The following is a 24,385-nucleotide window of genomic DNA, read 5'->3' as shown; positions in this document are numbered from 1 at the left end:
AAGCGAGTGGCAATTTGCCCCTCGGTTTAGTGCAGGGTTCATCCCGGTTTGGTAGCTGATCGGCCGGGATGCAGCATGATTTCCGCCAGTTTTACCTTACCCGAATAGGTTTTATGTTGCCAAAATCCAGCACCTATGTACGGTGAAAATTTCGTGCGATTGCACCGATTTTTAATGCAAGGCTCATGAAGAACCTGCCGAAAATGTATTGCCTCGTTTGCGGAAGTATACCGAAAAGTTGATGCCTGTGCTCGTTTGAGCGTACCTAAAATGATAAACGAACGATGATTCCCGTTACCAAACCATTTTTACCTCCGCGGGAGGCGTACAACCGATACCTGGATGGTATCTGGGAAAGAAACTGGCTAACCAATAACGGCCCGCTTGTCAATGAACTGGAACTCCAGCTCAAGGAACACCTGAACCTGGACCATTTGCTTTTTGTGTCGAACGGTACCATTGCCCTTCAGTTGGCGATTAAAGCCCTCGGACTTCGGGGTGAAATTATCACCACTCCTTTTTCCTACGTGGCTACGACCACCTCGATTATCTGGGAGGGATGCAAGCCCGTATTTGTGGATATTTTAGAGGATAGATTGACCATGGATCCCGATTTGATCGAGGCCGCGATTACTCCCGATACTTCGGCGATTTTAGCGACTCACGTGTACGGAATTCCATGCGAAGTTGAACGCATACAGCAGATAGCAGATGCGCATGGGCTGAAAGTCATCTACGATGGGGCACATGCGTTTGGTGTGCAGGTAAATGGCAAATCGATCTTTGAATACGGGGATATCTCCACCTGTAGTTTTCACGCGACCAAACTCTTCCACACCATTGAGGGAGGGGCTGTAATGACCAAATGTCCGGAAATCCTAAAAAAGATGGCCTATTTAAGAAATTTCGGGCACGATGGATTTGAAAAATTCAATGGGATTGGCATCAATGGAAAGAATTCGGAATTTCATGCAGGAATGGGGCTGGCGGTTATTCCTTATTTGGACGAAATTCGGAAGAAAAGGCAAAATCAGTTTGTATACTACAAAGAGCTATTGAAGGGCTTACAGGTGAGGTATCCCGAGACCAGTCAACTAGAGAACTACAATTACGCGTATTTTCCGATTATATTCAATGACGTGATTTTGTTAAAAAAATGCATGCACCTGTTGGAGGAAAATGGTATCGGAAGTAGAAGGTATTTTTATCCCGCATTGAATAATATTGGGTTCAACGAGGGAATTTGCCCTGTTTCGGATCGCATTTCTGAGCGGGTTATTTGTTTACCCCTGTACCATTCGTTGACAAAGGAAGAGCAACGAATGGTTGCGAGGTTATTACTGAGAGTTCAGAATAACTTATAAATCAGTCAGTTAAATTGGTTCAATAGAGGACCACACCGGATAATAAAATGGGGTTAAACCGGTACTAAGACAAAAATATAGCTACAATTTTTCGACTAGCCATGACATGCGAGCATTGGTTCAGCATTCGGTCGATCTTAGTTTCCGCATGGGTTAGTTGGGTAAAATAGAAAAATCTACCGGGGAATGAGCAGTTTAAAGAGAATACTAAATAAAAATTTATCAGATTTTAGCTATTTCTACGGCTATTTAGGAAATAAGCTGATTATTTCTTTTGTGTTGAATATTTTAGTGGCTATCCTGGATGGTTTTGGCATAGCGATGTTCCTACCGCTAATGAAAAGCCTTGGCAGCAATGAGGAAATAGCAGGTTTAGGCAATTTAAGTTTTATTCTAACCTGGATGGAAACGCTTCGCATCCCCATGACCCTTCTGGGCGTATTGTCTATCATGCTATTCTTTTTTGTTGTCAAGGGTTTGGTAAAATATGTAGAAGGCATTTATAAAACCATTCTTCAACGACAGTTCATTACGAGTCTGAGGCTGTCTCATGTTGAACTCTTGAGTCAATTAAGTTATCGGTCGTTCGTAGAAGCGGATAGCGGCAAAATACAAAACACGGTGACCGGGGAAGTTCACAGGGTCCTCACGGCCTATACAGCTTATTTTCAGACGATTCATGGTGTTTTAGTGGTAATGGTGTACATCGTTTTAGCGTTTACGGTAGATTTTCAGTTTACGCTATTGGTGGTAGTGGGTGGATTGTGTACCAACTTTATTTACAAAGTGATTTATAGCAAAACGAAGAAGTATTCAGTGGCATTTACCGAGTCAAACAGTGAGTTTCAAGGCTTACTGATTCAGCATGTTGCCTCCTTTAAATACCTCAAAGCTTCTGGTTTGATTAATCGGTATAAAAGAAGATTAATTAGGAAAATTACCGACATCGAGGTTTATCAGAAAAAGATTGGTGAATTAAATGCCATAATCAATGCATTAAGGGAGCCCTTGGTAGTTACGGTGATATTTATTGTGATTGTCATCGAAGTCGAAATTTTTGGCGGTCAATTAAGTTTGATTGTGCTAAGTCTGCTGTTTTTTTACCGGGCCTTGACCCACTTGATGAATCTTCAGAATTATTGGAATACTTATATGGCCACCTACGGTTCCCTGAAAAATATGAAGGCATTTAATCAGGAGCTATTGGAGGGTGCGGAGCGAAGAGGAGCGTTGGTTTTTGAAAAATTTGAGAAAAGTATCGATTTCAAAAATGTCACCATTCAATTTAACGGAAGAACGATCTTAAGAGATCTCAGTTTTTCCATCAAAAAATTTGATAACGTTGCGATACTTGGTCCGAGTGGAAGTGGAAAGTCTACCTTGATGAATATGATTTCCGGGTTGATTCGACCGGATGAAGGTGAGATCCTGCTGGATGGCCAAAGGTTAAGCGATTTTGATATTTCTACCTTCAATTCCCATATTGGCTACATCACACAGGAGCCGGTTATTTTCGATGATACGATATTTAATAACGTGACCTTTTGGGCCGAGAAAACAGAAGAAAATTTACGTAAATTCAATCAGGCATGCCGAAAGGCGTTAATTGATGAGTTTGTCAGCGGTCTGGAACTTCAGGAAGACACGAGAATGGGGAACAATGGAATCATGGTAAGCGGCGGTCAAAGGCAGCGGATTGCAATCGCACGAGAACTGTACAAGGATATTGCCATCCTTTTAATGGATGAGGCGACTTCTTCGTTGGATTTTGAAGCGGAGTCGTTGATTCAAAAAAACATCGAGTTCCTAAAAGGGACGTTAACGATGGTTATTGCCACACACCGGGTCAAGACGATTGAAAATTGCAATAAGGTGATTTCGGTAAAAAATGGTAGTGTGACCGTTCAGGAACACGCACTGGTTTAATGGGTTTGGACCCATCCTGACGGATACGCTTCAGAAATGACCATTTTGCGCCGCTGAGCCATCGCTATTCATCAGGGAAATGCTATGCTGAAATGGCTTAGAAGGACCTTGTCTGCAAAAGCCTCGTTAAGGGTATTGGAAAGTAGGTTTGTTCTCTTGATGTTTACGTAAAAAGTATAAATGCTGCGGCTTCATTAGCAATAATTGAGAGAGGTGATTTGAAATCTTCGAGTGCACACCCGATAGGCGTAATGTAGCGGGTTGATACGCCCGCTAAAGTGATTGTTATCAAACGCAGCACAAAAAAGCGAATTAGGTCAGTGAATTTTAGGAGAAAAATAAAAAGAATATTTTCGACGTTCGGATTTGAAATTCTTTCCAACAAAAACGAGCAGTTTTTACGAAAGAATCCATTTGAGGTCAAACGAAGGTTGTTGCGTGGTATAGAATGCCCGGTAATCATCGACGTTGGTGCATTTATTGGGGATATTACTGAACTGTACCGGGAGCTATTTCCGAATTCTACCATTTATTCCCTTGAACCCTTCGAAGAAACGTATTCAATTTTAAAAGATAGATTTCGAACGGATACAAAAATAAGGACCTACAACGCGGCATTGGCCGAGAAAAGTGAGACAGCAAATTTTTATGTAAATAAAAATTTGCGAACAAACTCACTATTGGCATTGGACGCGGAAACAGAGATAAATTGGCCTACATCGAACCTGGAGCACCGTAAAGACGCGTTGGTGCATTGCTACTCATTTGATGATTTTTCTCGTGCCGAAAATATTGATCGGGTTCACCTACTAAAAATTGATGCGCAAGGTGCTGAATTTCTGATTTTGAAAGGAGCTTTTGATGCGCTGAAACACCGAAAAGTTAAAATTATTTACTTAGAAGTACTGTTAAAACCTACGTATAAACAGCAAGCGAAATTTCAGGATATACTTGGCTATTTGGCAGATTTGGACTATTCCCTCTATGATGTTTACAATCCATCCTATGCGGGAGATGGTAGTTTACGCCAGATTGACGTGATTTTCGTTGCGCGTAGATTTTTAGAAAACGCGGTGTTAGCGTAGCGGGTACCGTCTGAGGATCGACAATCTATGTGCTAAATTAGAAAAATAAACTTTAAAACTGTCCCCAAGTAATCGGTTAGTTGTAGCCAGTAGCTTAATTGAAATCAATTTTTGAGTCTATGTCTTTGTTTTATTTTTATTCAATTATAAAAAAGAAAATATTAAATTATTTTTTTTATCACCTATTAAACAGAAAGTATGATTTAATTATTTTTGATAACATTCTACCTTTATCGTTTTCTCCCTGGAGAAATTTCGAGTTTGAATGGTTAGTAAAATTGATTGATAACTCGAAAATTGTATGCAGTCTAACTGGATTTAAAAAGTTTTCTAACGAAGCCACTATTTCACATTCAAGAAATGAATTAGTTGAAGGTTACCCCAATTTGCATAGGAAATTACATATGAAAAGACTATTCAATGGATATAATACGAAATTATTTTATTGTTTATTCTATGATAATCTATTAGCAAACCTTTCTTTTCTAAGAAAAAGCAAGACACCTTTTATTTTTACTCTTTATCCGGGTGGTGGCTTTTTATTCAATAATCCAATTGTAGATAAAAATTTACATGAGATTTTTTCACTTTCTAATTTTAAAGGAGTGATTGTAAATCAATACGCAACAAGAAATTATATTGAATCGAATTTTACTATTAAGAAAGAGAGTATATTTTTGATACCGGGGGTTCCTTTCAATGATACTGTTTATTTGGATAAAGTGAATTTTCTCAAAGAGTTTTCGGGCAAGCTGAAAATTCTATTCATGGCACAAAAGAATATGGCAGGAGGAAAGGACAAAGGATTTGATTTTTTTATTAGTATTTCTAAAATTTTAATCAGAAAAGGATACGATGTCTGTTTCGAAATAATTGGAAATTTTGACGAATCAGATTTGGATAGTCAAACAGACCAATCATACTATTTCTTTCATGGTAGGTTAAATGAGGATCAATTCCCGGCTGTTCTAAATGAGACCCATATGATAATTTCACCAAATAAACCTTTTGTTTTAAAACCGGGAAGTTTCGATGGTTTTCCTTTGGGTACATGTGTGATAGCAGGATATTTTATAAATGGTCTTTTTTTAACGGATTTTTTAGAAGAATCGCATTCGACTGGATGGATAGATGGGTACAACTTTTGTAAATTAGATGGGGATTTAGACAATAGTTGTAATAAGATTATTTTATACATAAACAATAGGGAGAAACTAAAGAAGATTGCTCTAAATGCTAGAGAAAAAGTAAAAAATGATTATTCGTTTCGAAATCAAATAATTCCAAGAATAGAATTGTTTAAAACCATACTTTTAAGCTAATGTTCGTTTTTAATAACATACTTGTAAGGGGAAAGTCAAGTTATTCTCAATGCGGTGAAGATCTGATTGTTGACTTTGTATTTAAAAATTTACTAAAAATTGAGAAACCTAGCTTTTTAGATATTGGTGCAAATGACCCGATTTTATTTAACAATACCTTCAAGCTTTATCGGAATGGGTGTAGCGGTATAAATATCGATCCCAATAGGGAGTCCATTAAATTGTTCAATAAAAAGCGGAGAAAGGATATCAATGTACATTGCGGTATCGGAAGTGAAAAAGGAATAAAAGATTTTTATATTTTCGGCAATTCCATGTTGAATACGTTTGATAGCAAAGTAGCGAATATTCAAGGTGGTGTGGTAGCTACGGAAAGGGTAAAGGTGGAAACCATTGCAAACGTCCTTTTCCGTCATCAATATTCAGCAATACCAGATTTTTTAAGTTTGGATACGGAAGGGATGGACGAGGAGATTTTGAAGTCTATTTTTTCAGTAAGTAGTCAATTTGGTTTGCCGAAGGTCATTTGTGTGGAGACTATTAGGAAACTTGACGACAGCGAATGGCAGAAGAATCTGGAATTAATCGAATATTTAAAGGATAATGGTTATACACACCATTCCGATACCTTTATAAACTCAATCTTTTTTCATCCCCACTATTTAAAGGTGAAAATTCGTTGATCATCGTCAGGCTGAAGAGTGGTTTAGGAAATCAACTATTCCAATATGCGATGGGGTTGAGCCTATCCAGGAAAAAGAATACTCCGCTCCTTTTCGATAGTAGTCTCTTCAAACAGGGCAATAGAATATTAAGACTAAATTACTTTAATCTTAACTATAATTCTATATCGAAATTTACATTGTGGTTTCTTTCCTCCAATTTCGTTTATTCCATTTCAAGATTATTTCAATCTAATTTTTACCACAAAGTAATCAGGGATCCGATATGGCGGCCGCTGGAGTTAAGCGGGAGCGGTAACTTAATTTTGATAGGGTACTGGTCGTTTAATAGGTACTTCGAAGAAATCCGTGGTGAACTTGTTGCGAAGTGTACTGTTAAGGAGATTTTTTTTAACATTTCTTATGTGACCTTTAAGGAGCGAATTCTGGGTACCGAAGCGGTAGCTATTCACATTCGGAGAGGGGATTATGTATCGGATAGGGAATATAATAGTATATTCGGTGTTTTGCCAATCCAATATTATATAGACGCAATCGAGGAAATTAGACGAAAAGTAGGCAACCCTTACTTCTTCGTTTTTTCTGACGATCCGGATTGGGTAAATGGATATTTCTCTATTGATCAAGCATACACCCTGGTTAGTGATGTAGAATCTTTGGAAGACTACCATGAATTTGATTTGATGAGATGTTGCAAACACCAAATTATTTCCAATAGCACATTCAGCTGGTGGGCAGCGTATTTAAACGACTATGAGCACCGCGTGATTATTCAGCCGCAGAGATGGTATCAATCGGAAACTGCACAAAGCGTGTACGAATCAAATGAGTTCTTATTTATTAAAGGCGCCATTCGCATCTAAATGGTACCTAGGATGATTATCGCTGGTGCTGGGGGGCACGCCCTGGAAGTCTACGATGCGTTGCTTGTTACGCACCCGGACTCGTCACTTTTTTTCTTTGATGACGTACGAGAGAACCTGCTTTCGCTTCGTAACCGTCCGGTATTGAAATCAGCGGCCGAAATTCAGGCCAATTTTAGGTCGGAATTTGCTTTTGTTTTGGGTGTTGGAACGCCCAAAATAAGGTATGCATTGCATGGGTTTTTATCCGGTCTCGGTGGGCGGTACCGAGGTATCCTTGGTCAGCATACTGTTCTCAGTGACCGTAGCCAATGCCAAAACTGTGATATCATGCATTTTGCCTATATCGGGTCCTCGGTGGCTATTGGTACAGCAACGCTTGTAAATGTAGGTGCACAGGTGCACCATGAGGCAATTATTGGGAAATTTTCCGAAATAAGCCCTGGCGCAATTATCCTGGGGAGGGCAACCATTGGTAACTTCTCATTTGTAGGAAGTGGGGCGGTCGTACTGCCAAATGTTACCATTGGCGATCATGTGGTAGTTGGCGCGGGTTCGGTTGTAACCCGTGATATCCCGGATTTTTGTAAAGTAGTTGGTGTTCCGGGCAGGGTTGTGGGTAAAATCGATCCCATCAAAAATGGCGACCAGTAGGGTAAGTGTTTGCATGATTACGTACAATCATGCGAGATATATTAAAAAAGCCTTGCAGGGGGTTTTCAGTCAAAGGGTTAACTTCCCCCTGGAGCTGGTGGTTGCGGATGATTGTTCCACGGACGGTACAGCGGAACTAATTCAGGAGGAAATCTTAAAATATACGGGTACGATTCAAATCCGTTTTATTCGAAACCAGCGAAATGTCGGCGTCAATCGAAATTTTGTGAATGCATTGTATGCGTGCAATGGCGAGTATATTGCGATTTGCGAGGGAGATGACTGGTGGACAGATACTTCAAAGATTCAAAGGCAATTCGATTTTTTGGAAAATAACCCCCGGTTTGTCATGAGTTTTCACTGTGCACGTGCGGTGTCTGCAGACGGACGTGACGAACGCGTGATACCTTCCCCGCCTACCAGGCGGAATTTGGATTTTGGTGCGTTACTAACCGGGCAGTATACCATTCCTACGCTTACTACTTTTTTTAGAAATACCATTGGTAATAAGCTGCCGAAGGAATTTTTTGAAATCACGAATTGTGATACGTTTTTGTTTTTATTCGTCGCCCAAGGCGGCGATGTGTATTTTCACGCCGATATTTCCGGAGCCGTTCATTCGATTCATCAAGGAGGGATATGGAGCATGAAGGATGCATACGCGCGATCAAAAATGAGTTACACCACCTACTCCAAAATATATGCCTACTTTAAGGATCGACGTGGGATCGCAACCATGGCAGTGTTTGTTAATTCCATCATTATTTTCGCGTTAAAACAGGGTGACTATTCCGTTGCGCTTAGGTTTTATTTAAAAAACATGTACCTCTCGCTTATCAATAGGCATGCGCTGAGAATCTTTTTCATGAAACACGTAAACTACTTAAAATGATGGCAAATCGGTCAGAAGATGTGCCATTGGTAAGTGTCTGTGTGATTTCCTACAATCACGAAAAGTTTATTGAAGCTGCCCTGGACGGTATTTTAAGGCAGCAGGTAGCGTTCAACGTGCAGCTGGTTATTTCCGACGACTGTTCATCGGATCGTACAGCTCAAATCATCCAAAAAATGTCTGAGAGTCTCGGTTCAAAAATGGACGTTGAGGTTTACTACCAATCGCAGAATCTCGGAGTTATCGCTAACTTTATATTTGCGCTAAAAAAGTGCACCGGAAAATACATTGCCATCTGCGAGGGGGACGATTTTTGGACGGATGCTGAAAAATTAGCCAGGCAGGCAGTTTTGTTGGAGGAAAATCCGGAACTAGCTGGATCTTTTCATCGAGTAGCCGTTCATTACGAGGGTAAGCCCTATTTAACCGGTGAGTACGGCAGTGCGGTTGCGCCCATTTTAGCTACGAAAGATTTAATTTCTGAGAAGTCATTGATGCATACCTCATCACTTTTCTTTCGAAGGGAAGCGTTGGTTTTCCCGAACTGGTACGGAACCATGCTCAGCGGAGATTTTGCCCTGGCTTCAATTTTGTCCGCATATGGTCCATTTAAAAGGATTGATCGATGCATGAGCACCTACCGGGTTCATGATACCGGCATTACCAATTCGGACGCTTACAATCGGAACAATGTATCCTTAAAGATTCGGATTTTAATACATCTGAATGAATTTCACGGGTTTAGGTATTCGAGTGAATTTGAATCCGTTATTCAGGAGCTACAGGCAAAGAAAGAACGAAAACCTGGTGTTGTTAAAAGCATTCGCAGGCGGTTGAAAATAGGACTTTTATTTAAACGCGTTACCTATTGGTTGCAGCGGGTATGAAAGTGTCCATCATCGTCCCAACCTATAATCGTAGCGCGCTCATCCGTGAAACGATCGAGAGTATTATTCATCAGACGTATACCGATTGGGAATTGATTGTTGTTGACGATGGGTCTTCCGATGGAACGGATTCTGTCGTCGGCGTTTATTGCGATCGGGACGACCGAATACGCTTTTTTCAAAGACCATCGCGCGTACCCAAAGGGCCAAATTCCTGCAGAAATCTCGGATTCAGGGTTTCCTCAGGCGAACTTGTAAAATGGGTCGATTCTGATGATTTATTAGCGGAGGATGCGCTACGTAGTCAAGTAGAAGTTTTTAAAACGAACCCTGGAACTAAGTTGTGTTTGGGTTATGGATCCATTTTTTTTAATACCCGCTCTTCTATGCAGGGATTGTGGTCCAGAAGTACTACTTCTGACGATTATTTTTCTGACCATATTAGAAGTAAGATTCGGTGGCCTATCGGGGGGATCTTGTGGAATAGAGCTGTTTTCGACGGTGATCCGTTTCGCGCGAATTTGAACAATTCACAGGAATGGCTGCTGCACGGTAGGTACTTGTTAACTGTTGGGCCCCACGAAATTTTCAATCTTACCGAAGTCGTCTATTTCGTTAGAAAGGGTCATTTGCGGTTGAGTTCGTCGAATACGGCTGGTTACAGTTTTCACCAAGCTAAGGCGCGGTTGATCTTGCTCGTGGAGATGTTTCGGAAGAGACATCCTCATTTTTCGAATTATTCTGAAGTGGTCAAGCAAATTGGTATACATTCTTTTTATGGCGTGAACGCTATGTTTCGGGAGTATAAATTTTTCTATTCGTGATCATACACATTCTAAATGATGAAAAATTTTCGGATTGGGTCATCGATGCTTTTGAAAAAGTTAATCCTTCCAAAAATATTTTTCTAATGGTGAGTGATTCGAATACCTCCGGTTACCTGGATGATCCGAGGATTGAATTTATTCCCAAAAAGCGGTTTTTGGATGAGGTTATTCCCAGGGAAAGCGACTTGTTTATTTTTTATTACCTACATCGGCATTCCATTGATTTTTTAATAAAGCACCGGAAGCGTAGGTTTAAGAAGCTTTGGATTGGCTATGGATCAGACTATTATTATTACCTGCTTCGGCCTCCCTACTACCGATCATTGTATCGGGAGGAGACGGAGAAAATTTTTAACCAGCATTACCGGCGAAATTTGGTGAAAAATTTGGGATTGAAAGTCTACCAGTTTATCTATTTCAACCTTTGGGTTCGGCGAGCCATTCTAACATTGGACTATTTTAGCCCGATTATTCCCAATGAATTTGATATGGTCGCAGAAACCCATTCGTTTTCCAACTTGACAAACGTCGGCTTCACCTTTGGTGATTTGGATTATTTGTTTGCCGATTATGCTCCGACCAAACAAAAAAGCCACATACTGGTGAACAACAGTGCAACCTATGCTGGCAACCATCTTGATATTTTAAAGCTATTAAAAAAGCTGCGAGTTGCTCAAAAAATCATTCTCCCGCTAAACTACGGGGATCAAAATTACCGAAATCATATCGTGAGGTATTGTGAGCAGCATTTTTCGAATCAAGCTGAGTGTATAACCGAGTTTTTGCCGCGGAGAGCTTATTTTACCAAGGTCACGCAATGTGAATTCACCATCATGGGCCACTTGAGACAACAGGCCATGGGTAATATCTATGCACTTCTTTACGCTGGCTCCAAGCTTTTTTTATACAAAGATAACCCGGTTTACGCCTTTCTGCGGGAGCTAAATATGTCGGTGTATACCATTGAGGATTTAGAAGACAACCCAAGCCTGATAGAAATTCCTTTAGAACATGATCAAAAGGAAAGGAACCGGCAAATCATTTCTTCGTATTACTCCTGGCAAGCATCCAAGGATCGGATTAAAGCGATTTGTAGCCTTTGAACATCGTTAGAATCGTACCAAATCTGGATTTTGGAGGCGTTGAACAGCGGATCGTACACACCGCGTCTGGTTTTCGTGACTTCACTTCGCACTCCCTACGGGTATTGGTTCTTGGAAACGAAGGAATCGTTTCAAAGGATCTCTTGCAATCCGGAGTGGAGGTGTATCATTTTCATGAGCAAATAAGGATTCCCAATTTTAGGCTAATTCTTAGGTTGTATCGTCTGATTCGGGAGATTCGTCCGGATGTGGTACATACGTCTGCAGCGGAAGCTAATTTTCATGGCTTGATTGCCGCAAAATTAGCGGGTGTATCGGTATGTATTGGTGAGGAGATTGGCTTTCCAAATCACGATTGGAAGTGGCGAAGATTGTTTAAGCTGGTATACGGTTTGGCAGATCGGGTGATTGCCATTTCCTATTCGGTTAAATCCAGGATCGTCGCTTTGGGAGAAGTCGAAGAAGCTAAGGTGGTGGTGGTAAATAATCCGGTTGAGTTGCAAGCAACAAGTTTGGGCAAAGATGCACGTACCGACGTAGGCCCGAACTTCCGCTCCAAAATCGGTAACGAGGGGTTTCCCAGAGACGGTATTTCCCAAAATGTGAGGAAATCTGATCGAAATCTCTCCAATGAATTCGTCTTTATTACCGTTTGTCGGCTTGTTCCGATTAAGAATTTAGATACATTGATCCTGGTTTTTTCCAGTCTTCTTGGAGAAAATCAGGGATTCGAACCAAGGCTTTGGATTGTTGGGGACGGTGCGGATAGGGCTCGGTTGGAATCGCTTTGTGAGGATTTGTCTATAAACGAATATGTTGTTTTCTGGGGATTTCAATCCGGGGTGGGTTCATTTTTAAAGCAAGCAGATTGCTTTGTTTTGCCCTCATTTTCCGAAGGTTTTTCCATTTCATTGGTGGAAGCGATGCTCAGCAGCTTGCCCTGTATCGTCACAAACCAGGGCGGGCCTGCCGAGATCGTTGAAGATGGCGTAACGGGTCATTTAATTGATCCTCGGGACTCGCAGGATATCAAAAAAAAGATGCTTGAGGTATTGTTGACATCCGGGCGGGAACGAGCAATGATGGGGGAGCGTGCGAAACAATCGGGGAGCAAGTATTCCGTGGAAAATTACATCAAGCGTTTGGAAGAGGTATATAGCAGGGGTTAGCGATATTGGCGCATTTGCCAGTAATTCTGGTATTTGTCCAACACAATCCAATGCAGATTTTTTTTCGAAGTTGCGTCCATGCGCTAAACAGAAATTCATTTCTCGAGGGTTTGGTTGGTGTTGTTTCTGAGAGAACCAATGGAAAAAATTCGGCTATTGCACTGTATTGAAACGATTTCCTCTGGAGGTGTGGAGCGAGTCCGGCTCAACTATGCCAACAAAATGGATAAGGAAACCTATGAGTTGAAAATTGTTTGTACCCAGGCAAAGGGTAAAATTCTTTCGGATTTAACACGCTTAGGTATCGAAATAATCCCGGTCGGAACCTTTAAGCACCCGCTGGAAATCCGAAAATACAAAAAGCTTTTACGGGTAATACGGGAATTTAAGCCGCATATTATTCATGGAGCGGTTTTCGAAGGAAACTCCATGGCATTTGTTGGGAAGGTAATCGGTCGGGTGCCCATTGCTATTTTGGAAGAAACCTCTGACCCGATCACACGTTCAAGGCGGGCCAATCGACTTCTCTCGTTTTACAGTCGGTTCGCGGAAGGAGTCATTGGTATTTCACCCGCGGTGATGGATTATTTGAGAAAGCAGGTAAACGTACGGGAATCCAAGTTGACGTGTATTCCGAATGGATTGGACATTCCCGGTAAGGCAAAGGCGGAGGTACGTAAATTACTCAAAGATACGCTTGGTATCAAAGAAGGGGAGGTAGTTGTGGGCGCGGTTGGAAGGGTTTACAATCGCGTGAAACGATTTTCTGACATCGTCGATGCCCTGCATATGTTGAACATCCCAACGCTCAAATTGGTATTGGTGGGGAATGGGCCGGATTTAGAGAAATTAAAGGCAAGGACGCAAAAACTGGGTATGGAGCAGCGGGTGCATTTTGTCGGGTACCAGGAAGATCCAAACCGCTTCTATTCGATTATGGATATTTTTTGTGTTCCTTCCCTTCAGGAGGGCTTTGGATTGGTAGCGGTAGAGGCCATGCTTCACAGGCTACCGGTCGTCGGTAGCAGGGTTGGAGGATTGAAAGACATTGTAGCGGATGGTAAAAGTGGTTTTCTAGTTCCTCCAGCGTGTTTCCAGGAACTGGCGTCAAAACTAAAAGTGCTGTTTGAAAGCCCCGAATTAAGAAAAGAATTTGGGGAAAATGGCTACAGGATAGCGATGGAAAACTACAGCAGTGACTTGTATGCCAAAAATTTGGATAACCTGTATCAACGGTTACTTCGGGAAAAAGGAATAATTTAAACGCTATTCATTTGTTAGATATCATTGTCATCGTAATCTTGCTTCTGGCCTTATTCAAGTCGAATGAGAGCATCTCCAAGAAGTTTAGGTTGCCTTGGAAATACCAGCTACACCTGCATTATTTGCTAGTGTATCATCTTTTCTTTTCCTTATTTTTCACTTGGTATATTCTTAATTTCGGTGGAGACTCTCAGGGATATTGGTATTTTACCATGGAGCAAATATTGATTAGAGGCGATGTATACTGGGGGCGTTATTTTGGGACGAGTACTACGTTTATTTTATGGTTGACCTACCTACCGAGTAGGGTGCTTGGTTTGAGCTACCTGACTGGGAATATTCTGTTTGGCGCTTTAGGGTTCATCGGGATCAGGTACTTGTTCGTAATGACCGCAGTTTATTTTCCCTACAACCATAAGGTTTTAACTATTTCCTTGTTCCCGATTATTTTTTACTTTCCAAACATGCATTTTTGGACGGCAGGAGTGGGCAAGGATTCGATATGTTTCTGGGGGATTGCCTGGTTTGTTTACGCAGTTCAGGCGTATAGAAAAAGGTGGTGGCAGGGGTTGCTTGCCTTGTTTTTCGTTTACATGGCAAGGCCTCACATGGGTCAGGCATTGATCGCGGGTGCAGCGATTTCGATTTTGTTCGGGTCTGAAATTAGGAAGGAATATAAAATTGTCTTGGGTATACTTGCCTTATTTGGGAGCATCTACTTGAGTGCGACAACCTTAAGTTTTTTAAAGCTGGAGGAATTTTCATTGGAAGAACTGGGTTCACTCGCCTCGAAGACGGCGGGATTGTTGGCTTCGGGTCATTCAGGTATAGATGTTGCATCGTATTCGATACCGATGCGGATTTTTACGTTTATGTTTCGCCCGATCTTTTTTGATGCGCACAATGTCATGGCAATCTTGAGTTCCTTTGAAAATGCCCTGTATTTATACCTTAGTTTTTTTATTTATCGAAATTGGAGTCCCGAAGCGTTGCGTGACATGCCGGTTTTTTTAAAAACCGGGATCATCGTGTTTATTCCAACGAGCCTGGCTTTCGCCAATAGTCTGGGAAATTTGGGAGCAATCATGCGCATGAAAAACATGACCATGATTTACTTTTTGCTTTTTTGCTTCTTTCTGATCGCACACAACAAAAAGCAACGCTACCTGCGCGCAGTGGATCGGCAGCGGTTCTTCCAGCGCAGGCAGGCCATTATTGAACAAAAACAGGCGCTTTCCGATCATGACTGAGCCGGGCAAAAAAAAAATCCTTTTCCTTCCCAAATACCCCAGAAAAGGAGCGAGTAGCCGCTTACGGACCTATCAGTTTTTACCCCTTTGGTCAGCCCAGGGAGTTGGCTATACCGTTTGCCCCTTTTTTACCGATACCTACCTGAATGCCATCTATGCCAACAAAAAACCAAGCTACCTCCACGTGCTTGGCTGCTACTGGCGCCGGCTGATAATCCTGCTGTCGGCAGGAAAGTACGACCTCATTTGTATAGAAAAAGAACTGTTTCCCTATTTGCCGGCCTTTCCGGAGTGGATGCTCTCCCGACTAAAGGGATATTGGGTCGACTACGACGATGCCGTGTTTCACAACTACGATCGGGGAAAATACAGCCTGGTTTCCCGTTTAATGCCAAAGAAAATTGATCGGGTCATGCAGTGGGCAGATCTTGTTACGGCAGGAAGCGCCTACCTGATGCAGCGGGCGGAGGCGGCCGGTGCAAAACAGGTGGTACAACTGCCCACCGTGATCGATCCGAAACGCTACCAAAAAAAAGTTCACGAACAAAAGGCGACACTTACGATCGGCTGGATTGGCTCGCCCAGCACCCGAAAGTACCTGAACGCCCTGGTACCGGTATGGGAACGCTTGCATCGGAAATTTGACCTGGTATTGCTGCTTATCAATGAGAAAAGCAAGCCTCCCTTTCCGGGGAATGTCCAAACGATCCCCTGGACCGAAGCGGGGGAGGCAGCTGCCCTTTTGCGCCTGGATGTAGGCATCATGCCACTGCCGGACGATCCCTGGGAACGGGGCAAATGCGCCTACAAACTGATTCAATACATGGCCTGTGGACTGCCAGTGGTGGCCTCGCCGGTGGGTATGAATGCAGAAGTAGTGAGGCACGGCGTCAACGGCTTTCTGGCACAATCTGAAGACGAATGGGTAGATGCATTGAGCCTGCTGATACACGATTGTGGCCTGCGAAAGGCAATGGGTGAGAAGGGCTACCAGGTGGTTAGGGAACGCTATACCCTGCAACACAATTTCAGCGTCATGCATCGCTTGCTGCATACACCAGAAAATCAAAAGCCTGAAAATGCCTAACGGCTTTCCTATAAGCACCTTCCCTGCCAGGCAACGACAAAACCAGCGAGGTTCATGAATATCTTGTTTATTTCCTGGGATTCCGATCAGACCAACTACCTGGAAAACCTGTTTTTTCCGATATTCCAGGGCCTGCAGCAAACGACTACCTGGCAATTTCACGTCATGCAATTCTCCTGGGCAGAGGCTACGGAAGTGGACCGTATTCGCCTTTTGGCGGAAGCCTCCGGCATTCGGTACACCCAGGTTCCGGTTTCCCGCCGGCCAACGCCAACAGTAGGATCGCTACGAACGCTGAGCACCGGTAGTCGGAAGATCAAGGACTACCTTTTATCCCACAACATAGATTGCCTCATGCCCCGGTCCACGCTTCCTGCCTGGATGGTGCTGCGCCTTACTCACTGGCTGCAAGCCCGTGCCTTGCCGGTCGTTTTCGATGCGGATGGCTTTCCCATACAGGAGCGAATCGATTTTGCCGGACTAAAATCCGGAAGTTTGCACTGCCGCTGGCTGAAGCAGGTGGAATCCCGCATGGTGCAGCAAGCCAACCGGGTGTTGACCCGTTCCGAAAAAGCAATCGCCATCCACCTGAAACGGAGTGGAGAAGGGCAGGGGGGGAAGTTTTACCGGGTGTGTAATGGGCGGAACCCGGCGGTTTTCCGGCCCAATCCTGCCATCCGAAACGCCATCCGGCAGGAATTGGGCGTTTCGGACAGTACCCGGCTTTGGCTGTATTCCGGCAGTATCGGTCCCCAGTACCTGGTACCGGAAATGCTGCAGTTGTTTTGGTCCTGCTACCAGGAAAATCCCCTTCACCGGTTTTTGTTTCTGGTCCGAAACAGGGAGTCCCTTCGCACAAGTATTCCTGAACACCTGAAGCAATTGGTTCTTATAGAAACCGTGCCCTTTTCCCGGGTTCCGGACTATTATGCCGCGGCAGACTTGGGCATCAGCCTGAGAAAACAGGCCCCTAGTCTGGCAGGATTGGCTCCGATCAAGATCGGGGAATACCTACTTTCGGGCCTTCCGGTACTCCTTTCGGAGGGAATTGGAGACTTGTCGGATTTGCTGGCCAGAGAAAAGGCCTGCTTTATTTACCGCAATAACACGACCGGGTTCCAAACCTGGCTTGACCAAACCAAGACCCTGTCAACGAAGGATATACGTGCGGTGGGAGAACGGTACTTTGGCCTGCAACAAAGCCTTGAAGACTACATACACGCCCTGCAACATTGCTAACTTCGATGTTCCTACCTGATGTGCTTTTTATTGGGATTGTGCTTGTCTGGGTTTTCCTTTGGATTCACCGGCGCGCTGCGAAAAAGAACCATCCCAGGCAACTCCGGGCTTTCTTGTTTGCTTTGTGGGGGTATCACCTGGTCATCGCGTATGTATATTATCGCTACCTAATGCATCAGGGGGGAGACAGCCTGCGTTACTGGGAACTGCGTAGTCTTCCCGTAGAACAGGCAGCGGGCTGGTTGGCTCACTGGGGCCTGGGAACGGCCTTTGTACAATGGGTCAACTACCCTTTCTCTCAGGGTTTCGCACTCGGCTTCCTTTCGGGAACGGTGGGTTACGCGATGCTTTCCTTCGTTGGGTTCCTGCTGCTGGCCGAGTGGATGGCCGATCGGTTTCTACCAGTGCCCTCGGCTCGTATCGGCATTGCCGGCATGCTGTTGTTGTTTTTGCCAAACGCTCATTTCTGGACAGTAGGGGTGGGAAAAGAGGCATTTTTGTGGCTGGGGTTGATCCTGGTGCTGGTAGGTGCCGATGCGATTTCCCACAAGTGGGGCTACCTGGTGCTGGGACTGCTGCTTTCCCTGATGGTTCGGCCTATTCAGGGATTGGTTCTTTGTGTATCTGTTTTCGGAGTGCTGCCTTTTCATCCGGCACTTCGGCAACACCGCCGGTACCTGGTGCCCTTGGCTGCAGCGTTGATTCTAGGGATTGGGGTGTACCGCTGGATACAGGGTTCCCTGGTGTATGGATTTCATTTCCGCTGGATTGGCGAACTACTTCACTGGCAGCAGCAGTACCTGGCGTCATTTGGCGGAACTAGTAGTGTACCCATGTCCGACTATTCCCTGGTTGAGAAACTGGCAACGGTGTTATTCAGACCATTCATTTGGGAAGCAGCCGGTTTTTGGACCCTTGCTGCTTCGCTAGAAAATACCGTGTTTTTACTGGGAATGCTTGGGGGAGGATGGGCCTGGTTCCGTACGAAAGGACGTTTGCCCGTGCCGGTGTTCTACCGAATTTCGCTGGTATATGGCTTGCTGCTTTCCCTTCTATTTGCCTTTACCTTAACCAACCTGGGCATACTCATGCGCATGAAAAGCATTTACAGCTTGCTGGTGCTGTGTTTCTTTTACGAACGAATCGCTTACTATTGGTCCAACAGGACTTTTTCAACATGAGGCAGGCGGGGTTAATCATTTCGTTGGATTTTGAACTCCACTGGGGCCGTTTTGATAAGGTTCCGCTGAAAGGAAATGAGGCGTACTATTACCGAACTCGGGAAGTAATACCCCGGCTGCTGGCGCTTTTTGAACAGTATCAAATAAAAGCCACCTGGGCCACTGTAGGCATGTTGATGGCCCGGGATGTTGAGGAATGGGAGCAGTTTAGTCCATCGCTTACTCCCGGATTTTACCAAGAGGCTTTTTCTGCCTACCGTTGGTTTAGGACGTCCCGTTTGGACCCAAACTGCCTTTTTGCCCCCGATCTAATTCAGGAAATTATCCGAACCCCGGGGCAGGAACTAGGGAGTCATACGTTTTCGCATTACTACACCCGGGTACCGGGTCAGCATACGGATGAATTCCGCGCGGATTTGCAAGCTGCCAGGCACATTGCTGCGGAGAAGTTTGGCCTGGATCTTCAATCCCTGGTCTTTCCTCGCAACCAATACCATCCCGATGCACTGAAAATTGCCCGGGAAACGGGGTTTCGGGTGGTGCGAACCAATCCCGAGGATTGGTTTTGGGAGCGACCGGAGGTAGATGGATGGGTAAAAAAAGGATTTCGGGCATCGGATTCCCTGCTGCCTTTGGGAAAAAAAACATCGTTTTTGCCGGAAGCTCCTGCGGCAGGATTTCCGACACTCCTTCCTGCTTCCCGCTTTTTTAGACCCTACCAGGATCGGATTTCCTGGCTAAACCGGATGAAGCTGCGCCGGATAAACGAGGAAATGCTTTCTGCTGCCAGAAAGGGTGAAATGTATCATCTGTGGTGGCATCCCCACAACCTTGCCCAACACCCCGATCAAAGCCTGGAAGAAGTCAAAATCGTCCTGGAACATTTTTCTACCTACCGGGAACGGTATTCCATGGAAAGCCATTCCATGGGCTCCCTGGCCCATATTGACCGCTCGGAAGTTTAATTGTATGCCGTTTGCATACAAAATAATTTCCCGCCAATTTCCCGCTTAACCCTGGCGCTAACTTTTTTTCAACGCGTCTCCCCTCCACCACCTTTTGGGTATACCTGTTTCGCTTTCAGGAGCAGGCTATTTTCAGCTAATTCCAAACATATTTCTCCGGAACATGGCCGGCGCCTTTCGATTTCCGTTAGCAATAGGGGTACTGGTTCGTTTACCGTTCCCCATCGCGCCTTAGGTTGATGCTGCATGCATCAACGCGGCTGTTTCCGGGAACAAATGCCGCTCCTAAACTTTCCATTGAAAAATAACGGGAATATTTGTCGGCTTAAGGTTTATGTATTTATTTTGGACTCGCTTAAAGAGCGCCACCTATGAACCTGTCAGATTTTAAAGAAAGCATTCAACGCGGTACAATGCCTGAGGGCCTATCGGTTTTTCTGCAGGCCTTGTGGTTGGAGAAACGGGGTGATTGGGACCGGGCTCATGGGCTGATTGATTCGCTGGGGGGTACCGATGCGGCCTTTTTGCACGCCTACCTGCACCGCCGGGAAGGAGATCTTTCTAATGCGGCCTATTGGTACCGAAAGGCTGGCAAACCCCAGCCCTCCGGAAGCCTGGAGGAAGAATGGGAAAGGCAGGTAATTTATTTTTTAGCCGATTAGAAGTAGATAGAATTTTTGGCCAGCGATGCAGCGGGGTTGAATGGTGAGGCGCTGGGGTTCCAGTAACAATAGAAATGGAGGATTTCAAATTTCAGTTGACATGAAAGTAGCATTGATTGCCCATGATGGGAAAAAGGCAGACATGGTTCACTTTCTAAGTGGATCCAAGGAGGCACTGGAGGGGGTATCCCTTGTAGCCACCGGTACCACCGGTATGCACATAGAAAAAGCAGGTTTTGACGTACAAAAATTACTTTCCGGTCCCCTGGGCGGGGATGCTCAGATAGGCGCAATGGTCGCCCAGAAAGAGCTGGATATGGTAATATTCTTCCGAGACCCCCTGGGTAAGCATCCCCACGAACCCGATGTGCAGATGCTCATGCGGATTTGTGACGTGCACAACGTACCCCTGGCCACCAATTTGGCGGCCGCTGAACTGATGTTCAAACAGTTGAAATAAGAAACGACCACAGCAAACGACACATGCTAGACCAACCTTTATCGATAAAAAAAATTGGGGTACTTACTTCCGGAGGCGACGCGCCCGGAATGAATGCAGCCATCCGGGCCGTGGTCCGGGCAGGATTTTACTACAAACTCGACGTATTCGGCATTTACAGAGGATACGAAGGAATGATCAACAACGATATCCGGAAGCTCGACAGCCATTCGATCGCCCACGTGCTGGAGCGTGGGGGGACATTTCTTAAATCCGCGAGAAGCGAAGAATTCCGTACAGAGGAGGGCAGGAAAAAGGCCTACGAAAACCTAAAAAGCCACGGGATTCAGGCCCTCGTGGTAATTGGCGGCGACGGATCTCTGACCGGTGCACATTTGTTTTACAAGGAATTTGGCATTCCCGCTATCGGCCTGCCGGGGACCATCGACAATGATCTTTTTGGGACCGACCAGACCATCGGTTTTGATACCGCCTGCAATACGGCGATCGAAGCCATTGACAAGATTCGGGATACGGCTACCTCGCACGACCGGCTCTTTTTTGTGGAAGTGATGGGTAGGGATGCCGGCTTCATCGCGATCAATGCGGGTATCGGCAGTGCAGCGGCTGCCATTTTGATTCCCGAGAAAAAATTCCCGGTGGAGAAATTGATTGATCGGTTGAAAATTAGGGAAAAAGCAAAAAAGGAAAGCAACGTAGTCATAGTGGCCGAAGGCGGAAAGAGCGGAGGAGCACAAGAGATTGCCCACAAAGTAAAAAAGATCTTTCCCGGGTATGATATCAAGGTTACCATCCTGGGACACCTGCAGCGAGGCGGAGCCCCGTCTTCCTTTGACCGAATCCTGGCCAGTAAACTGGGCGTTTCGGCCGTGGAAGGCCTACTCCACGGAAAATACGATGTGATGGTCGGCATTATCAATAACAAAATTGTCTTTACCCCGATAAAACGAGCCATTGTGGACGACAAAAAGGTGGACGAGGAGGAATTGCGCATTGCTGGGATTCTTTCCACCTAATGAAGCAACGCCCATCGGGTTCCACGCTACCGGATTACCAATTGCCTGTTTTTCGGTGAATCACTATTTCCGGGTTCGTGCCTGCCTCATCTCAGCTACAACCCAGGTAGGTTTCGCCCGTTGGTTGGGGGTTTTTCCTACCGGTAGGATTTTTAGAGCCGGGCAGAACTTTTTTGTAAGGAAGTGAGATTTTGGTACAATCCGGTCGTCTAATTTATCGCTAAATGAGGGGTAAAGGTTCCTGGCCGGTAACCGTCGCATAGCTACTTTTATTGATTTTTTAGTAAACCAACTACTTGTTTTTGGAGTCAAATTACCCTTCGGTAGGGAATTCTGGTCCCGCTGTATACTGCTGAAGGTAGTCTAACCGATCGGGTAATGTGTCACCTCCGGCAATCCCCGGGCTTCGAGTATGGGTATGGATTTTTTGCGAATAAAAATTTCTTTTTGCTACTAATTTTGGACATATTGTCATTCGTTTGTCAATTTTCTTTTTTCCAATACCTAAAAAAAACCTATTCCGTACCATGAAAAAAAACATTGAATACCTGCAGCAACGCTACCTGGACCAAAAGCGGGAAAAGGCACTGCAAACCACCACTCTCTCTCCAATGGCGCAGGATCCGGAAAATGGCCGGCGTTCTTTTTTTAAAAAAGCAGCCCTGGGCGGCTTGAGTCTGGGTGGCATGATGATGCTTCCCATGGAAGATACGTTGGCCCACACCACGTCAAAAGTCAACCGCCTTTCCAACCCCTCGGACTTAAAAATTACCGACATGCGCATTGCCCAATACGGGAATGTGCCCTTGTTGAAAATTTACACCAACCAGGGAATCCACGGGTTGGGAGATGTCCGGGACGGAGCAGATAAGCGCTACGCGTTGATGCTAAAAAGCCGGATTCTGGGCGAAAATCCCTGCAATATTGAGCGGATTTTCAAGCGCATCGAGCAGTTTGGTTGGCATGGAAGGCAAGGTGGGGGCGTCTCCGGTGTGGAAATGGCGCTTTGGGATCTGGCCGGAAAGGCCTACGGGGTTCCCTTGTATCAGTTGATGGGAGGAAAGTTTCGCGACAAGGTCCGCATTTATGTGGACACGCCTACCGTGCAGGATCCGGATGAGTTTGCCAATAAAATGAAAGAGCGCGTAGACATGGGTTTCACCATGTTGAAAATGGATATTGGTATCGGACTGATCAAAGATCAAAAAGACACGCTGACCAACACATCTCCCTGGGGACAATTGCGGGGATGGTCCGATCAGGATGTCATGAGCTATACCCAAACGCCGCATCAGTTTACGCATGTGCAGATCACGCCGGAGGGGCTGGAAAAGATGGTGGCTTACGCCGCAAAGGCACGGGAGAAAGTGGGTTACGAAATCCCCTTGGCAATCGACCATTTTGGACACATGGGCTACAACGAAATGATCAAACTTGCCGAAGCGTTTGAACCCTATAACATCGCCTGGTTGGAAGATCTGATCCCCTGGCAAAACACGGAGCAATGGAAACGGATTACCGAGTCCATCACCACTCCGACGCTCACAGGAGAGGACACCTATCACAAAAAGAATTTCAAGGACCTGATTGAAACCAGAGCCGTGGACCTGGTGCACCCGGATCCGGGGAGTGCCGGAGGGTACCTCCAAACCAAGAAAATTGGGGACTACGCAGAAGAGTACGGAATCGGAATGGCCCTGCATCATGCAGCCTCTCCGATTACCTTCATGGGGACGGTTCATGCAGCTGCGGCCACCTATAACTTTATCGGGCTGGAGCATCACTCGGTGGATAACCCCTGGTGGGAAGATTTGGTGACCGGTATCGACAAACCTTTTGTAAAGGATGGCTACGTGCAGGTGCCGGAATCTCCCGGAATCGGACTGGAACTAAACGAAGACGAGGTCAAAAAGCGCCTTCGCGAAGGGGAGCAGTTTTTTGCACCCACCGATGATTGGAACGAGATTCGCTCCTGGGATCGGACCTGGAGTTGAGTTGGACAAGAACCCCGGAAAAATTGTTCGGGGTTCTTTTTTACTTTAGGCTGAAATATTTATTTTCGTTTACACGATAGGAAGTAGCTTATGAGTCAATCAAAAGACATTTTATCCGTTCTCTTTCAACTGGCAGTCGCTGGGTTGGTGATCATTTTTACCGGCTACCTGTTGCCGGGCATTGTGGTGGACGATTGGATAACCGGCGTTATCATTGCGGCCTTGCTGGCTCTGCTAAACCTGACCGTCAAACCGGTACTGATTTTTCTTACCATTCCGATTACCATCCTTACACTGGGATTGTTTTTATTGGTCATCAATGCACTGCTGGTTATGTTGGCAGCGGCCATGATTCAAGGTTTTGCCGTTGATAATTTTTGGTGGGCGCTGCTGTTTAGTTTGGTATTGTCCCTGGTCAACTCCATACTGGGTATTTCGCTGGGGAATGGGCTTCGGCGCTAGTGGTCTACTATTTCTCACGACTGGTACAGCC

The 24,385-nt window shown here is 45.0% G+C and carries 23 protein-coding genes; all 23 read left to right on the top strand.

Annotated features, from left to right (window positions below; all coding sequences use genetic code 11):
* The first annotated feature begins 284 nt into the window (after nt 1–284).
* The 23 genes from BMW71_RS17845 to BMW71_RS17730 all read left to right on the top strand — a co-directional run bounded on the left by BMW71_RS17845 (nt 285) and on the right by BMW71_RS17730 (nt 24,354).
* Nucleotides 285–1,364 carry a DegT/DnrJ/EryC1/StrS family aminotransferase gene (locus BMW71_RS17845; RefSeq protein WP_092177173.1) on the top strand — a complete coding sequence of 360 codons (1,080 nt, stop codon included), beginning with the start codon at nt 285–287 and terminating at the stop codon, nt 1,362–1,364.
* Between the two features lie 186 nt (nt 1,365–1,550).
* On the top strand, nt 1,551–3,290 hold the full coding sequence (locus BMW71_RS17840) for an ABC transporter ATP-binding protein (protein WP_092177170.1): 1,740 nt from the start codon (nt 1,551–1,553) through the stop codon (nt 3,288–3,290).
* Nucleotides 3,291–3,568: 278 nt separating this feature from the next.
* Nucleotides 3,569–4,375: an FkbM family methyltransferase gene (locus BMW71_RS17835; protein WP_092177167.1), complete on the top strand. Its 807-nt coding sequence runs from the start codon at nt 3,569–3,571 to the stop codon at nt 4,373–4,375.
* A 404-nt stretch (nt 4,376–4,779) separates the two neighbouring features.
* On the top strand, nt 4,780–5,697 hold the full coding sequence (locus BMW71_RS17830) for a glycosyltransferase family protein (protein WP_143057674.1): 918 nt from the start codon (nt 4,780–4,782) through the stop codon (nt 5,695–5,697).
* Complete coding sequence (locus tag BMW71_RS17825; RefSeq protein WP_092177161.1) at nt 5,697–6,380, top strand: FkbM family methyltransferase; 684 nt, start codon at nt 5,697–5,699, stop codon at nt 6,378–6,380. The genes BMW71_RS17830 and BMW71_RS17825 overlap by 1 nt, the downstream gene beginning before the upstream one ends.
* 50 nt (nt 6,381–6,430) lie before the next feature.
* The gene (locus BMW71_RS17820) at nt 6,431–7,243 is read left to right on the top strand and encodes an alpha-1,2-fucosyltransferase (RefSeq protein ID WP_244891215.1); all 813 of its coding nucleotides are present in this window, start codon (nt 6,431–6,433) and stop codon (nt 7,241–7,243) included.
* Nucleotides 7,244–7,255: 12 nt separating this feature from the next.
* The gene (locus tag BMW71_RS17815) at nt 7,256–7,897 is read left to right on the top strand and encodes an acetyltransferase (protein WP_177179699.1); all 642 of its coding nucleotides are present in this window, start codon (nt 7,256–7,258) and stop codon (nt 7,895–7,897) included.
* Complete coding sequence (locus tag BMW71_RS17810; protein WP_092177152.1) at nt 7,884–8,789, top strand: glycosyltransferase; 906 nt, start codon at nt 7,884–7,886, stop codon at nt 8,787–8,789. Before BMW71_RS17815 ends, BMW71_RS17810 begins: the two co-directional genes overlap by 14 nt.
* Nucleotides 8,786–9,676: a glycosyltransferase family 2 protein gene (locus BMW71_RS17805; protein ID WP_092177149.1), complete on the top strand. Its 891-nt coding sequence runs from the start codon at nt 8,786–8,788 to the stop codon at nt 9,674–9,676. Before BMW71_RS17810 ends, BMW71_RS17805 begins: the two co-directional genes overlap by 4 nt.
* On the top strand, nt 9,673–10,500 hold the full coding sequence (locus tag BMW71_RS24150; protein ID WP_092177146.1) for a glycosyltransferase family 2 protein: 828 nt from the start codon (nt 9,673–9,675) through the stop codon (nt 10,498–10,500). Before BMW71_RS17805 ends, BMW71_RS24150 begins: the two co-directional genes overlap by 4 nt.
* Nucleotides 10,497–11,606, top strand: a complete 1,110-nt coding sequence (locus BMW71_RS17795) for a TDP-N-acetylfucosamine:lipid II N-acetylfucosaminyltransferase family protein (RefSeq protein WP_092177143.1) — start codon at nt 10,497–10,499, stop codon at nt 11,604–11,606. The genes BMW71_RS24150 and BMW71_RS17795 overlap by 4 nt, the downstream gene beginning before the upstream one ends.
* The gene (locus BMW71_RS17790) at nt 11,603–12,775 is read left to right on the top strand and encodes a glycosyltransferase (protein WP_092177140.1); all 1,173 of its coding nucleotides are present in this window, start codon (nt 11,603–11,605) and stop codon (nt 12,773–12,775) included. The genes BMW71_RS17795 and BMW71_RS17790 overlap by 4 nt, the downstream gene beginning before the upstream one ends.
* Before the next feature lie 138 nt (nt 12,776–12,913).
* Entirely contained in the window at nt 12,914–14,038 is a 1,125-nt protein-coding gene (locus BMW71_RS17785; RefSeq protein WP_092177137.1) for a glycosyltransferase family 4 protein, read from the top strand.
* A gap of 464 nt (nt 14,039–14,502) precedes the next feature.
* The gene (locus tag BMW71_RS17780; protein WP_244891212.1) at nt 14,503–15,288 is read left to right on the top strand and encodes a hypothetical protein; all 786 of its coding nucleotides are present in this window, start codon (nt 14,503–14,505) and stop codon (nt 15,286–15,288) included.
* Nucleotides 15,281–16,375, top strand: coding sequence for a glycosyltransferase family 4 protein (locus BMW71_RS17775; RefSeq protein ID WP_092177134.1), 1,095 nt, complete (start codon nt 15,281–15,283; stop codon nt 16,373–16,375). Before BMW71_RS17780 ends, BMW71_RS17775 begins: the two co-directional genes overlap by 8 nt.
* 54 nt (nt 16,376–16,429) lie before the next feature.
* A complete protein-coding gene (locus BMW71_RS17770) occupies nt 16,430–17,614 on the top strand; it encodes a glycosyltransferase family protein (protein ID WP_092177132.1) in 1,185 nt (394 codons plus the stop codon).
* Between the two features lie 5 nt (nt 17,615–17,619).
* Nucleotides 17,620–18,795 carry a hypothetical protein gene (locus tag BMW71_RS17765; protein ID WP_092177129.1) on the top strand — a complete coding sequence of 392 codons (1,176 nt, stop codon included), beginning with the start codon at nt 17,620–17,622 and terminating at the stop codon, nt 18,793–18,795.
* Nucleotides 18,792–19,760 (top strand): polysaccharide deacetylase family protein, encoded by a 969-nt coding sequence (locus BMW71_RS17760; RefSeq protein ID WP_092177126.1) that lies wholly within the window; start codon nt 18,792–18,794, stop codon nt 19,758–19,760. Before BMW71_RS17765 ends, BMW71_RS17760 begins: the two co-directional genes overlap by 4 nt.
* Before the next feature lie 371 nt (nt 19,761–20,131).
* Nucleotides 20,132–20,422, top strand: coding sequence for a hypothetical protein (locus BMW71_RS17755; protein ID WP_092177123.1), 291 nt, complete (start codon nt 20,132–20,134; stop codon nt 20,420–20,422).
* Nucleotides 20,423–20,522: 100 nt separating this feature from the next.
* Nucleotides 20,523–20,882, top strand: coding sequence for a methylglyoxal synthase (locus BMW71_RS17750; protein ID WP_092177340.1), 360 nt, complete (start codon nt 20,523–20,525; stop codon nt 20,880–20,882).
* Between the two features lie 23 nt (nt 20,883–20,905).
* Entirely contained in the window at nt 20,906–21,898 is a 993-nt protein-coding gene (gene pfkA, locus BMW71_RS17745; RefSeq protein ID WP_092177121.1) for a 6-phosphofructokinase, read from the top strand.
* A 527-nt stretch (nt 21,899–22,425) separates the two neighbouring features.
* Nucleotides 22,426–23,892 carry a mandelate racemase/muconate lactonizing enzyme family protein gene (locus BMW71_RS17735; RefSeq protein WP_092177116.1) on the top strand — a complete coding sequence of 489 codons (1,467 nt, stop codon included), beginning with the start codon at nt 22,426–22,428 and terminating at the stop codon, nt 23,890–23,892.
* Nucleotides 23,893–23,982: 90 nt separating this feature from the next.
* Entirely contained in the window at nt 23,983–24,354 is a 372-nt protein-coding gene (locus tag BMW71_RS17730) for a phage holin family protein (protein WP_092177114.1), read from the top strand.
* Nucleotides 24,355–24,385: the final 31 nt, after the last annotated feature.

The organism is Cyclobacterium xiamenense (assembly GCF_900109255.1).
GTDB classification, from domain to species: Bacteria; Bacteroidota; Bacteroidia; order Cytophagales; family Cyclobacteriaceae; genus Cyclobacterium; species Cyclobacterium xiamenense.
The sequence above is the reverse complement of the archived record's forward strand: the minus strand, read 5'-3'. Positions and strand labels throughout refer to the sequence as shown.